This window comes from Streptomyces sp. MAR4 CNX-425 (genome assembly GCF_048656465.1).
Taxonomy (GTDB): domain Bacteria; phylum Actinomycetota; class Actinomycetes; order Streptomycetales; family Streptomycetaceae; genus Streptomyces.
In genome coordinates this window covers 124,336-136,310 of the sequence record NZ_JBMDLF010000001.1, presented here as the reverse complement: position 1 = coordinate 136,310, position 11,975 = coordinate 124,336, and the positions used below count along the sequence as shown (strand labels likewise).

The following is an 11,975-nucleotide window of genomic DNA, read 5'->3' as shown; positions in this document are numbered from 1 at the left end:
GGTCGGGCGCTCCGCTACCTGCGCAGGCCTCTCGTCGGTACGCACGGAATCGACGCTACATGGCCGCGTGCCGGGGATTGACCAAACGGACGGATCTGTAATGCCTATGTGATGTGGACTGCCTCGTCAACGGCACTTACCCCACCGCCTTTTCAGGACTCTTGTCTTCCGCTTTCTGGGAATATCTGAGTGCGGCCAATCGGTCAATTGTTTTTCGCGCTCCTCCGTTTATCGGAGATTCGCCGTGCCGTTGCGGGCCGTTCGCCTGGCGGGCGGCCCGGTGCCCCCGTGGGGTGTGGCGGGCGTCACATCTGGTGCGCAAAGCCTCAACATGTCACTTCCCGGCCCGGGAACGGGCAATCATGGCACGTCAGCGGACCCGTTCGGACACACCGGGTGCAAGGTCCGCCGCAACCCGTAGCGCCGCCGCCCCGCCCGCCGCCGCCCGCGGTCCGCCGCGGGCGGACTCGCGTACGCTGTCGACTCGCGCGAGTCCGGGAGGTGCACAGATGTCAGGGACGGCCACGGCCACCGCCCCGCCGCGGAACGTTCCCGGCGGGTACGGCGCCGGTGCGGGACGCTGGACCGTCCTCGCCGTCCTCTGCTCCAGCCTGCTCCTCGTCGCCCTCGACGCGACCGTGCTCCACGTCGCCGTCCCGGCGCTCACCGAGGACCTCCGGCCCAGCGCCGTCGACCTGCTGTGGATCGTCGACGCCTACCCCCTCGTCGCCGCCTCCCTGCTCATCCTCTTCGGCACCCTCGGCGACCGCGTGGGCCGCCGCCGCGTGCTGCTCCTCGGCTACGCGATCTTCGGCGTCGCCTCCGCGCTCGCCGCCGCCGCGAGCGGCCCGCACATGCTGATCGCCGCCCGCGCGCTGCTCGGCGTCGGCGGCGCCATGATCATGCCGGCCACGCTGTCGATCCTGCGCCAGGTCTTCCCCGACCGCCGCGAGCGCGCCGCGGCCATCGGCCTGTGGAGCGCCACCGCCGCCGTCGGCGCGGCCATCGGGCCGCTGCTCGGCGGCTTCCTGCTGGAGCACTTCTGGTGGGGCTCGGTCTTCCTGGTCAACATCCCGCTGATGGTCGTCGCCGTGCCCGTGGGCCGCTGGCTGCTGCCGGAGTCCACCGCCGACGGAGCCGGCCCCTGGGACGTCCTCGGCGCGCTGATCGCGGCCGTCGGCCTCTTCGGCGTCGTCCTCGCCCTGAAGCACGCCGGCGCCGGCGACGGGCCGCTGGCCCCGTCGGTCGTCCTGCCGTTCGCGGGCGGCTGCGCCCTGCTCGTGCTCTTCGTCCGCAGGCAGCGCCGCCGCGCCCACCCGCTCGTCGACTTCACCGTCATCTCCTGCCGGTGCTTCGGCACCGCCGTGAGCTGCATCGTGCTCGCGCTGCTCGCCCTCGTCGGCCTACAGCTCGTCGCCGTGCAGTACATGCAGCTCGTCCTCGGCCTCAGCCCGCTCCAGACCGGGCTGCGGCTCATCCCGCTGACCCTCGCCGCCGTGGCCGCGGGGCTCGCGGGCTCCCGCATGGTCGCCCGGCTCGGCCCCCGCGCCATGGTCGCGCTCGGCTTCCTGCTCACCGCCGTGGCCGTCGCCGGGCTGACCAGCCTGGGCGAACAGGACCGGCCGCTGCTGCTGTGCGCGGGCTTCGTGCTGCTGGGGTACGGGCTGGAGACGACCATCTTCGGCGCGTACGAGTCGATGCTCAGCGAGGCCCCGGCGGAGCAGGCCGGCGGGGTCGCGGCGATCGGCGAGACCTCGTACCAGCTGGGTGCCGGCATCGGCATAGCGCTGCTCGGCAGCGTCATGAACGCCGTCTACCGCCCCGCCCTGGGCAGCGTGCCCGGCGTACCGGCCGGCGCGAGCGACGCCGCGGGCAACTCGCTCGGCGAGGCGTACGACATCGCCGGCGAGCTCGGCGGCGCCGCGGGCGCCACGCTGCGGGCCGCCGCGCGGGACGCGTTCGTCCAGGGCATGCACGTGACGCTGGCGGTCAGCGCCGGCCTGCTGCTGCTCGGCGCGGTCACGGCGCTGCGGCTGCCCCGGTCGATGGAGTGCGGGCCGCCGGACGGCCCGGGCCAGGCGTACGACGGCCGGTGGGACGTACGGCGTGTGCAAGAGGTCACGCCGCGTGCGGGCAGGCTGGACGGCGGCGATTACGCGCACGTAGCGTCGGGCCCTGACCCCGATGGCCGGCCGGAGGACGACAGTCATGCCCGCAAGCAGTACGCCGCCGTTCAGTCCCGCCGACCCGCTGGGGATTGACGACCTTCTCACCGCCGAGGACCTCGCCGTCCGCGACACCGTGCGCGGCTGGGCGGCGGACCGCGTCCTGCCGCACATCGCCGGGTGGTACGAGCGCGGCGAGCTGCCCGGCGTGCGTGAACTCGCGCGCGAGCTGGGCGGGATGGGCGCGCTGGGCATGTCGCTGACCGGCTACGGCTGCGCCGGCGCCTCCGCCGTGCAGTACGGGCTGGCCTGCCTGGAGCTGGAGGCCGCCGACTCCGGCATCCGCTCGCTGGTCTCCGTGCAGGGCTCGCTCGCGATGTACGCGATCCGGCGGTTCGGCTCCGAGGAGCAGAAGCGGCACTGGCTGCCGCGGATGGCGGCCGGCGAGGTCATCGGCTGCTTCGGCCTCACCGAGCCGGACCACGGCTCGGACCCGGCCGGGATGCGCACCTACGCCAAGCGGGACGGCTCGGACTGGGTGCTGACCGGCCGCAAGATGTGGATCACCAACGGGTCGGTGGCCGGCGTCGCTGTCGTGTGGGCCCGTACCGACGAGGGCATCCGCGGCTTCGTCGTCCCCACCGACGCGCCCGGCTTCGCCGCGCCCGAGATCACCCGCAAGTGGTCGCTGCGCGCCTCGGTCACCTCCGAGCTGGTCCTCGACGAGGTGCGGCTGCCCGGCGACGCCGTGCTGCCGGAGGGCGCCGGGCTGCGCGGCCCGCTGAGCTGCCTGACCCACGCCCGCTACGGCATCGTCTGGGGCGCGATGGGCGCGGCCCGGTCCTCCTTCGAGGCGGCGCTTGCGTACGCCCGCACCCGCGAGCAGTTCGGCAAGCCCATCGGCGGCTTCCAGCTGACCCAGGCCAAGCTGGCCGACATGGCCGTCGAACTGCACAAGGGGGTGCTGCTCGCGCACCACCTGGGCACCCGGATGGACGCCGGCACGCTGCGTCCGGAACAGGTCAGCTTCGGCAAGCTCAACAACGTCCGCGAGGCCATCGACATCTGCCGCACGGCGCGCACGATCCTGGGGGCGAACGGGATCTCGCTGGAGTACCCGGTGATGCGGCACGCCACGAACCTGGAGTCGGTGCTGACGTACGAGGGCACGGTGGAGATGCACCAGCTGGTGCTGGGCAAGGCGCTGACGGGGCTGGACGCGTTCCGGGGCTGAGCCGTCGCGGCCCAGCCCCGGTCCCGCGGTTCGATGTCCGGCCGCGTGCCTCAGCTCTGGTTGAAGAACCCGCCCTGCGTGGGGCGCGGCACCTCGCCGGGCACGATCGCGTACTCCGCGGGGGTCAGCAGGAACACCCGCGTCGCCACCCGCTCGATCGAGCCGCGCAGGCCGAAGGTCAGACCCGCCGCGAAGTCGACGACGCGCTTGGCGTCGCCGGCCTCCAGCATCGTGAGGTTCACGATGACCGGGACGCCCTCGCGGAAGAGCTCGCCGATCCCGCGGGCGTCGCGGAACCCGTCCGGCGACACGGTGGCGATACGGCGCCCCTTCTCCTGGGCGGCCTGGGACGCCACGCGCACGCGCGGGTCCGTCGTCCAGGCGGCGTCTCCCTGGGGCTCTGCGCTGTCGTCTTCGTACCCGTCGTAGTAGCGCTCGTCTTCGTTGTCGTCGACGAGGCCGAGCCAGGCACTAGCCCTGCGTACCGATCCCATGACGCCTCCTTCCTCTCCCGCGGCGTGGGCTGTCCCCGGTGCCGCCCGGGGATGTCTGTCCGCTCACCTATGGTCATCCATGATGCGGATGATGTGCCAATCAGATAGAGGGCACGCGCCGGGTTCGTGACAGTACTGGCACAGAAACGGCTGTCGCTTCGTCAGAGTTCCCCGAGCGCGGGTGGTCTGACGGGGTGACAGCTGATTTCCGCGGGGCCGGACGGGTGTTTCGGCCTCCGCTCGGGTGGTTCCGCCGCTGTTCGAGTGGTCGGGAGTCCGGCCGGGCCGGTCGGGCGGGGGCGGCGGCGCGATTGCGCCACCATGAGCCGGTGCCTACTTGTGCACAGCTGTCATCGTCTGAATACTCTCAGCAGCGCTTGTCAGGGGCACGACGAAAATCAGGGGCCCGCACCCCCACGGCGGAGATCACCGATCCCCTCCGGGCGAGCCCTCCCATGTTTTCTCTGCCCCGTGGCTGCGCCTCACGGACCTGCCCGCCGGCGGGTCCCCGAGCACACTCGGAGGACTGAGTGAGGATCAAGCGCACACCCCCACAGAGCGGCACCAGGAAGCGACTGCCCGTCGTGGCGGCGCTGACCGCCGCCCTCGCCGCCACCGCCCTCGCGGTACCGGCGTCGGGCGCCGAACAGCAGCCCGAGGGCTTCAGCGCCGCCACTCTCGCGAGAGCCGACAGCGCGGTGCTCGCCGCCGACGTCGGCGGCACCGCGTGGGGCGTCGACAAGAAGTCCGGCACCCTCGTCGTGAGCGTCGACGAGACGGTGACCGCGGCCGAGGTGGCCCGGATCAAGCGGGCCGCGGGCGCCGACGCCGACGCGGTGCGGATCGAGCACATGCAGGGCAAGCTCCAGCGCTACATCAACGGCGGCCGGGCGATCTACGCCTCCGGCTGGCGCTGCTCGCTCGGCTTCAACGTGCGCAGCGGCGGCACGTACTACTTCGTCACCGCCGGGCACTGCACCGACGGCGCGGGCACCTGGTGGAGCAACTCCGCGCGCACCAACACCATCGGCCCGACCGCCGGCTCCAGCTTCCCGACGAACGACTACGGGCTGGTCCGGTACAGCAACTCCGGGCAGTCCCACCCCGGCACCGTGAGCCTCTACAACGGCAGCAACCAGGACATCACCCGCGCCGCCAACGCCAGGGTCGGGCAGTCCGTCCAGCGCAGCGGCTCCACCACCGGCCTCCACGGCGGCACCGTCACGGCGCTGAACCAGACCGTGAACTACGGCGGCGGCGACGTCGTCTACGGCATGGTCCGCACCAACGTGTGCGCCGAGCCGGGCGACTCCGGCGGCCCGCTGTTCTCCGGTTCGACGGCCCTCGGCCTGACCTCCGGCGGCAGCGGCAACTGCTCCAGCGGCGGTACGACGTTCTACCAGCCGGTCGTCGAGGCGCTCAACCGCTACGGGGTGAGCGTCTACTGACCCCGTCGCACGGGGCCTGATGCGCCCCGGCCGCCGCCCCCGCCCGGACCCCCGCCGGGCGGGGGCGGTGCGGTTTCCGGGGCGACGGGCCCGGTCAGGGGCCGGACGCGGTACGGATGCGGTACGGACGCGGCCTCCCGGCCCTGTCTCCGGCCCGGCGGCGGAGCTACCGTGGAAGCAGACGGCTGACTCGCACGCGACGCTGGGGGCCGTGATGATCGAGGCACTGATCGCAGCGGCGGTGATCATCGCCTGCCTCGGGGCCATCTACGTGGTGGCCGGGGCCCGGGTGGTCAAGCAGTACGAACGGGGGCTGATCTTCCGGCTCGGCCGGCTCAGGCCCGGGATCCGCGGCCCCGGCTTCACGATGATCGTTCCGTTCGTCGACCGGATGCGCAAGGTCAACATGCAGATCGTGACCCTGCCCATCCCGGCCCAGGAGGGCATCACCCGGGACAACGTGACGGTCCGCGTCGACGCCGTCGTCTACTTCAAGGTCGTCGCCCCCGCCGACGCCGTCGTGCAGGTCGAGGACTACCGCTTCGCGGTCTCCCAGATGGCCCAGACCTCCCTGCGGTCGATCATCGGCAAGAGCGACCTGGACGACCTGCTCTCCAACCGGGAGAAGCTCAATCAGGGGCTGGAGCTGATGATCGACAGCCCCGCGGTGGAGTGGGGCGTCACCATCGACCGGGTCGAGATCAAGGACGTGTCGCTGCCCGAGACGATGAAGCGCTCCATGGCCCGGCAGGCGGAGGCCGCGCGCGACCGGCGGGCGCGGGTCATCAACGCCGACGCGGAGCTCCAGGCGTCCCGGAAGCTCGCGCAGGCGGCGCAGCAGATGTCCGACCACCCGGCCGCGCTGCAACTGCGGCTGTTGCAGACCGTGGTGTCGGTGGCGGCGGAGAAGAACTCCACGCTGGTGCTCCCGTTCCCGGTGGAGCTGCTGCGGTTCCTGGAGCGGGTGCAGCCGGGGGTGGCGGAACAGCTGGGCGCGCCGGGCGGCGGCGCCGGTACGGGGCCGGAGCCCGGCCCGGACACGGGTGCCGGGGCCGATACGGCAGCGGCAGACCTCGGGGCCCCGGCGGTGGAGCACGCCGGGGACGACGGCGTGCCCGCTCCGCTGGACCCGATCGACCCGCTGGGCGCGGTGGAGTCGGCCGAGGCCGCGGAGTCGGCGGAGGCTGTGGATCCGGTGGGCCGGCCGGAGGCGGTGGAGCCCGGGGACGCGGCGCCGGCCGAGGAGCTGGAGCCGCCGCGGCGCCGGGCGGAGCCGGAGGGCTGACGGCGTACGGGCGCGGGGCCGGCCGCGTACGGCCGGAGCCGTGCCCGGCCCGCCCCGGGTGCGTACCGGACGGCGCCCCCGCTACTCCGGCCGCCCGCCGAAGGCCGTCAGCGCGCTCTCCGCGGAGTTGCGCGCCCACACGAACTCGTCCGCCCACGCCGCCGCGCCGGCGTAGCCGGACTCCGCCGCGATGCGGGCGCAGGCCGCCCCGTAGTCGTACGCGGTCCGCCGCAGCGCCGCGCCGCCCGGCCCGAGCAGCGCCCAGTGCGCGCCGGGCCGGCCGTACGGCATGCCCACGCTGCCCGGGTTGACCACCAGCCGGCCGTGCGTCAGCCGGGCGAACGGCATGTGCGTGTGCCCGAGCACCACGGTCTCCACCTCCGGCCCCAGCTCGCCCAGCGCCTCCGCCCACCGCCCGGCCGTCGCGTCGACCAGCACCGTCTCGTCGTCCGCGCGCGGGGTGGCGTGGCAGAAGTACACCTGCCCGAGGCCGCCGACCGGCAGCGTCGCGCTCGCCGGCAGCGCCGCCAGGAGCTCGACCTGCTCCGCGCGCAGCTGCTCCGCCGCCCAGGGCGCGATCGGGTCGGGGATGCCGTCGCGGGCGCCGCGGCGGTACTCCACCAGCTCGCGGTCGGCGTTGCCGCCGACCCAGACGGCACGTTCGCCGAGCGCGGTCAGCGCGTCGAGGGTGCGGTCGGGGAGCGGCCCGGCGGCGAGGTCGCCGGTGAGGACGACGGCGTCGGCGGCGCGCACGTCGGGCTCGGCGAGCACGGCTTCGAGGGCCGGCAGCACCCCGTGGACATCGGAGAGCACGGCTACGGTTTCACTCATGCGACCAGGGTGCCGGGCGGCGGCGGCCGGCGGTCCCGCTCGACGAGGGCCTCCGGCCACGCCCGGGCCAGGACCTCGTCCGCCGTCTCCGCCGGGCTCTGGCCGGAGGTGTCCAGCCAGAGGCCGAGCCGCGGGGTCTCCTCGCGCAGCACGGCGTCCAGTTCCCGTACGCCCCACTCCCGTCCGTACGCCGTCTTCGCCCGCCCCGCCTCGCGCGCCGCCACCGCCTCCGGGCGCGGCGCCAGCACGACGACGAGCAGCGGGTCCGTACGGAACAGGCCCGCGGTCCGCGGCAGCTCGCCGCCCAGCACCACGTCCTGCGCCACCGCCGTGAACCCCGCCGCCGCGTACGCGTCCGCCGTACGGGCCATCAGCCGGTACCGCAGCCGCAGCTGCTCCAGCGCCTCCGGCGATCCGTCCGGCGTCGGCTCGGCGCGCCCGCCGACGACCATGCGGCGGAAGACGTCGCCGCGCACGTGCGCCGAGCGCGGCAGCCGCTCGGCGATCAGCTGGGCGACGGTGGACTTTCCGGCGGCCTGGACTCCGGTCAGCAGCAGCACGGCCGGGGGGTCGGGGAAAATGGGCGGCCTCCTCGGAATGCGGCCGGGACGCGGGGCGTTGCAGCTGGCGATATCGTCGCGAGTATCCGTATCACAGCAGGGAGATGCCCCATGGCGGCTGCCGCCGGAGAAGCACCCAAGGTCGACTTCTACTTCGACCCCTCCTGTCCCTTCGCGTGGATCACCTCGCGCTGGATTCTCGAGGTGGAACGCCAGCGGGACATCGACCTCCGGTTCCGGGTCATGAGCCTGTCCGTGCTCAACGAGGACCGCGAGCTGCCGGAGTGGTACCGCGACCTGATGGACCGGGCGTGGGGCCCGGTGCGGGTCTGCATCGCCGCGGCCCAGCAGCACGGCGAGGAGGTCCTGCGCGACCTGTACACGGCGCTCGGCACCCGCATCCACAACGAGGACGAGAAGGACTTCGACTCCGTCGTCGAGGCCGCCCTCGCCGAGGTGGGGCTGCCGGCCGAGCTGGCCGCGGCGGCGGAGACCGACGAGTACGACAAGGCGCTGCGCACCAGTCACCACGAGGGCATGGACCCCGTCGGCGAGGAGGTCGGCACCCCGACCATCCACATCGACGGCGTGGCGTTCTTCGGGCCGGTGATGACCGCCATCCCGCGGGGCGAGGAGGCGCTGCGGATCTTCGACGGGGCGCTGGCGATGGCGACGTACCCGAAGTTCTTCGAGCTGAAGCGCACGCGCAAGGGCGAGCTGAGCTTCGACTGACGGACCGGTCCGCGCGCCGGTGCGGACCGGGCACCCCGGGGCGCCCGGTCCGCACCTAGTACTCCGTCGCGGCGGCGGCCCGTGCGTCTCGTGTACAGCCACGCCGCCGCCGTCACCGCCAGCGGCCACAGCAGGTACGGGCCGGAGGCCGCCAGCAGCGCCGCGACCGCGACGAGCGCCGCCACCGCCGCCTTCCGCCCCGCGCCGCCGCGCGGCAGCAGCCGCAGCGCGGCGGCCACCCCGACCGCGTACACCGTGGTGAACGACCCCGTCGTCAGCAGCACCAGCGGCTTCGTGCCGGTGTCCGTGAGCGTCACCGCGGCCAGCGCCGCGAACGCCAGCGCCGAGATCACCGCCAGGCTGCGCCGCGGCACCTCACCGGCCGCGCTGCCCCGCGCCAGCCGCGCCGGCAGCGCGCCGTCGCGGCCGAGGGCGGCGCCCAGCTTGGCCGCCCCGGCGTAGTACACGTTCATGACGCCCAGGGTCAGCAGCAGCGCGGCGCCGGCCGCCAGGTGGCGGGCGGGGCCGCCGAGCGCCTCGTGGTCGAAGTCGCCGGCGGGGCTGACGTAGAGCCAGTCCAGCTCCGGCGGCGCGGCGCGGAGGACGTCGAGACCGGCCGCGTGCGCCGCGCAGAAGGGGCGGAACTCCGCCGGGAACCCCGGGTCGTCGAGGAGCCGGCGGCCGTTCGCGTCCGGCAGCAGCGACGCCAGCCCGACCACCACCAGCCGGGGCACCCCGGCCCGCACCAGCCCGGCCGTCAGCGCCGCCGCCGAGCCGCGGAAGAACGCGTCCGGGTCCGTGCCCTCCCCGTACACCGCCGCCGCGGAGACCGCCGCCGTGCAGCCGGCGGCCGTCTCCGCCACCGCCGCCGGGTCCGCCGCGTCCCCGGCCGCCAGCCGTACGCCGGCGCCCGCCACCCCCGCGTGCCTCGCCGGGTCACGCACCACGGCGACCACCTCGTGCCCGCGCCGCCGCGCCTCCGCCACCGCCCGGCGACCGGCCCTGCCGCCCGCCCCGTACACCGCGATCCTGCCCATCCCGCGTACCTCCACTTCCGTTCGTCCGGAGCCGTCCGCGCACGCTAGCCGGGCCCGCGGTTTCCTCCGGGATACCGGGACCGCGGCCTACGCTGGTCCGATGAGCGAGCCGCTGCGCCCCGACATGTTCGACGAGCTGTGCCCGTCGTCGCTGCTGCCGTTCCGCTTCGGCGCCAAGTGGGGCGCCCTGGTCCTCCGGTGCCTGGCGGACGGGCCGCGCCGCTTCTCCGAACTCCGCGTCCCGCTGCGGCGCGTGACGCCGAAGGTCATGACCCGCTCGCTGCGGGCGCTGGAGCGGGACGGGCTGGTGTCGCGCACGGTGCACGAGGGCCCGCCGCAGCGGGTGGAGTACGGGCTGACGCCGCTGGGGCGGAGCATGCTGGAGCCGCTGGACGCGGCGTGCGCGTGGGCGGCGGAGCACTGGGACGAGTTGCTGGACGCCAGGGAGGCGTACGAGCGGCGGGCGGGGGACCCGGAGGCCGCGGGAGCCGCGGAGGGCTGACCCGGCGGGGCGTCAGCTCCCGTGCGTGCCCGTCGCGCCGGTGGCGCCGTCCGCGTCGTCCGTGCCCAGCGGGAAGCGCAGCCACTGCCGCCACCGCCTCCCGTCGTACGCCACGAGGTCCACCGCCGCCACCCGCGCCGTGACCGGCAGCCGGCGCGCGAGGTCCGCCTCGATCGCCGCGTGCACCGCCTCGCCGCCGCTGTTCGCGACCGTCAGGTGCGGGTCGACGTCGCCGAGGACGCCGCCGTACGGCGGGTGGTGGGGCCACTGTTCGACGACCGCCTTCGTCAGCGCGCGCAGCGGGTCGTCCGGCTCGGGGACGAGGTACAGCACCCCGGGGAAGCGGCCGCAGCGCGCGAACGTCGCCGGGAACGCCGCGTGCGCGGCGAACAGCCGCCGCAGCGCGGCGCGTACGGGGGCGTCGACGCGGTCGCGGTGCAGAAAGGGGTAGAGCACGGTGACGTGGGCGGTGCCGCCGTGGGCGGCGGCGGTGTCGTAGCGGGCGCGCCAGTGCCGTACGACGGGGTCCACCTCCGGCAGCGACACGCTCAGCGCGGTCGTGCCGGGCGCGGTGGGCCAGCCCTCCGCCGCCGGTTCGGATGCGGGCGCGGGGGCGGCCTCGGGGTGGGGCATGCGGGGATCGTACGGTGCCGGGCGGGGCCCCGGGGGCGGCGGGCGGGGTCCGGGCGGCGGCGCCTCAGGTGTTCCGCGCCGTCCCGCACGGCGTACCGTGGCGATCATGACTACGGACCCCGATCTGCACCGGCGGCGCGCCTCCTCCTTCGGCAGCCAGGCCGCAGCGTACGCCGAGTACCGCCCCGACTACCCCGCGGCCGCGGTCCGGTGGGCCCTGGAGCCGGTCGCGGACCGCGACGAGCCGCACGTGCTCGACCTCGCCGCCGGCACCGGCAAGCTGACCGCCGCGCTGGTCGCCGAGGGCGTGCGGACCACGGCCGTCGAGCCGGACGCGGCGATGCTGGACGAGCTGCGGCGGGCGCTGCCGGACGTGCCGGCGCAGGAGGGCACGGCGGAGCGGATTCCGCTGCCGTCCGGGTCCGTGGACGCGGTGCTGGTGGGCCAGGCGTTCCACTGGTTCGCCCCGGAGCGGGCGCTGCCGGAGATCGCCCGGGTGCTGCGGCCCGGCGGGGTGGCGGCCGGGCTGTGGAACCACGGTGACCACGAGGTCGACTGGATCGTGGGGCTGGACGAGGTCACGCGTGGCGAAGCCTGCTTCGCGGATCTGGCGGAGGAGGTGGAGCTGCCGGCGCACGAGGCGTACGGGGAGGTGGAGCGGCGGCGGTTCCCCAACAGGACGCGGTACACGCGCGATTCGCTGACGGCGATGGTCGCCACGCACTCGCGGCTGCTGCTGTTGCCGGAGGACGAGCGGGCGCAGTTGCTGGCGCGGGTGCGGGGGTATCTGGCGGCGCGGCCGGAGACGCAGAGCGTGGAGTTCGAGGTGCCGATGGTCACGGTCGTCGACCGGGCGGTGCTGAAGGACTGAGGGATTGCGGGGCGGCGGGGCCGAAGGGCTGCGGGGCCGTCGTACCCGTCATACCTGAGAGCTACGTGGCGGGTGGGCTCCCGGGCGGGACGCGGACGAGGGCCGGCGGTTCGTAGCTTTCTCACCGGATCGCACCCGGTGAGAGGACCCCGCCATGGCACGGCCCCGGCATCGCGAACCCGG

Annotated in this window: 11 protein-coding genes and 1 pseudogene; 7 read left to right on the top strand and 5 right to left on the bottom strand. The window is 74.7% G+C overall.

The annotated features are described in order from the left end of the window. Positions 1-509: 509 nt before the first annotated feature. Entirely contained in the window at positions 510-2,261 is a 1,752-nt protein-coding gene (locus ACHZ99_RS00550; protein WP_420302279.1) for an MFS transporter, read from the top strand. Further along, a complete protein-coding gene (locus ACHZ99_RS00545; protein WP_420302278.1) occupies positions 2,209-3,399 on the top strand; it encodes an acyl-CoA dehydrogenase family protein in 1,191 nt (396 codons plus the stop codon). The genes ACHZ99_RS00550 and ACHZ99_RS00545 overlap by 53 nt, the downstream gene beginning before the upstream one ends. Before the next feature lie 50 nt (positions 3,400-3,449). On the opposite strand, the gene ACHZ99_RS00540 is transcribed toward ACHZ99_RS00545, so the two are convergent. After that, complete coding sequence (locus ACHZ99_RS00540) at positions 3,450-3,893, bottom strand: cell division protein SepF (RefSeq protein ID WP_420302277.1); 444 nt, start codon at positions 3,891-3,893, stop codon at positions 3,450-3,452. A gap of 530 nt (positions 3,894-4,423) precedes the next feature. Between ACHZ99_RS00540 and ACHZ99_RS00535 the strand changes: the two genes are divergently transcribed. Both ACHZ99_RS00535 and ACHZ99_RS00530 read left to right on the top strand, forming a co-directional pair. Beyond that, positions 4,424-5,341, top strand: coding sequence for a S1 family peptidase (locus tag ACHZ99_RS00535; RefSeq protein ID WP_420302276.1), 918 nt, complete (start codon positions 4,424-4,426; stop codon positions 5,339-5,341). A gap of 214 nt (positions 5,342-5,555) precedes the next feature. Next, positions 5,556-6,626: a slipin family protein gene (locus ACHZ99_RS00530; protein ID WP_420303154.1), complete on the top strand. Its 1,071-nt coding sequence runs from the start codon at positions 5,556-5,558 to the stop codon at positions 6,624-6,626. Between the two features lie 81 nt (positions 6,627-6,707). Here the strand turns inward: ACHZ99_RS00530 and ACHZ99_RS00525 are convergent, their stop codons facing one another. Beyond that, the gene (locus ACHZ99_RS00525; RefSeq protein WP_420302275.1) at positions 6,708-7,457 is read right to left on the bottom strand and encodes a metallophosphoesterase family protein; all 750 of its coding nucleotides are present in this window, start codon (positions 7,455-7,457) and stop codon (positions 6,708-6,710) included. Next, positions 7,454-8,017, bottom strand: a complete 564-nt coding sequence (locus ACHZ99_RS00520; protein WP_420302274.1) for an AAA family ATPase — start codon at positions 8,015-8,017, stop codon at positions 7,454-7,456. Before ACHZ99_RS00520 ends, ACHZ99_RS00525 begins: the two co-directional genes overlap by 4 nt. Before the next feature lie 111 nt (positions 8,018-8,128). Between ACHZ99_RS00520 and ACHZ99_RS00515 the strand changes: the two genes are divergently transcribed. Next, the gene (locus tag ACHZ99_RS00515; protein WP_420302273.1) at positions 8,129-8,749 is read left to right on the top strand and encodes a DsbA family protein; all 621 of its coding nucleotides are present in this window, start codon (positions 8,129-8,131) and stop codon (positions 8,747-8,749) included. Between the two features lie 602 nt (positions 8,750-9,351). Here the strand turns inward: ACHZ99_RS00515 and ACHZ99_RS00510 are convergent. Then, positions 9,352-9,786: pseudogene (locus ACHZ99_RS00510) on the bottom strand (NAD(P)H-binding protein); the annotation flags it as partial. Between the two features lie 100 nt (positions 9,787-9,886). Here ACHZ99_RS00510 and ACHZ99_RS00505 point away from each other — a divergent pair. Next, positions 9,887-10,288 carry a winged helix-turn-helix transcriptional regulator gene (locus tag ACHZ99_RS00505; protein ID WP_420302272.1) on the top strand — a complete coding sequence of 134 codons (402 nt, stop codon included), beginning with the start codon at positions 9,887-9,889 and terminating at the stop codon, positions 10,286-10,288. A gap of 12 nt (positions 10,289-10,300) precedes the next feature. On the opposite strand, the gene ACHZ99_RS00500 is transcribed toward ACHZ99_RS00505, so the two are convergent. After that, complete coding sequence (locus ACHZ99_RS00500) at positions 10,301-10,921, bottom strand: 2'-5' RNA ligase family protein (protein WP_420302271.1); 621 nt, start codon at positions 10,919-10,921, stop codon at positions 10,301-10,303. A gap of 106 nt (positions 10,922-11,027) precedes the next feature. On the opposite strand from ACHZ99_RS00500, the gene ACHZ99_RS00495 reads away from it, so the two are divergent. Next, entirely contained in the window at positions 11,028-11,792 is a 765-nt protein-coding gene (locus ACHZ99_RS00495) for a class I SAM-dependent methyltransferase (RefSeq protein ID WP_420302270.1), read from the top strand. The last annotated feature ends 183 nt before the right edge of the window (positions 11,793-11,975 follow it).

Coding starts and splice junctions, on each gene's coding strand:
- ACHZ99_RS00515 (WP_420302273.1), top strand. CDS start 8,129: ATGGCGGCTGCCGCCGGAGAAGCACCCAAGGTCGACTTCTACTTCGAC.
- ACHZ99_RS00550 (WP_420302279.1), top strand. CDS start 510: ATGTCAGGGACGGCCACGGCCACCGCCCCGCCGCGGAACGTTCCCGGC.
- ACHZ99_RS00540 (WP_420302277.1), bottom strand. CDS start 3,893: ATGGGATCGGTACGCAGGGCTAGTGCCTGGCTCGGCCTCGTCGACGAC.
- ACHZ99_RS00530 (WP_420303154.1), top strand. CDS start 5,556: ATGATCGAGGCACTGATCGCAGCGGCGGTGATCATCGCCTGCCTCGGG.
- ACHZ99_RS00495 (WP_420302270.1), top strand. CDS start 11,028: ATGACTACGGACCCCGATCTGCACCGGCGGCGCGCCTCCTCCTTCGGC.
- ACHZ99_RS00525 (WP_420302275.1), bottom strand. CDS start 7,457: ATGAGTGAAACCGTAGCCGTGCTCTCCGATGTCCACGGGGTGCTGCCG.
- ACHZ99_RS00500 (WP_420302271.1), bottom strand. CDS start 10,921: ATGCCCCACCCCGAGGCCGCCCCCGCGCCCGCATCCGAACCGGCGGCG.
- ACHZ99_RS00545 (WP_420302278.1), top strand. CDS start 2,209: ATGCCCGCAAGCAGTACGCCGCCGTTCAGTCCCGCCGACCCGCTGGGG.
- ACHZ99_RS00505 (WP_420302272.1), top strand. CDS start 9,887: ATGAGCGAGCCGCTGCGCCCCGACATGTTCGACGAGCTGTGCCCGTCG.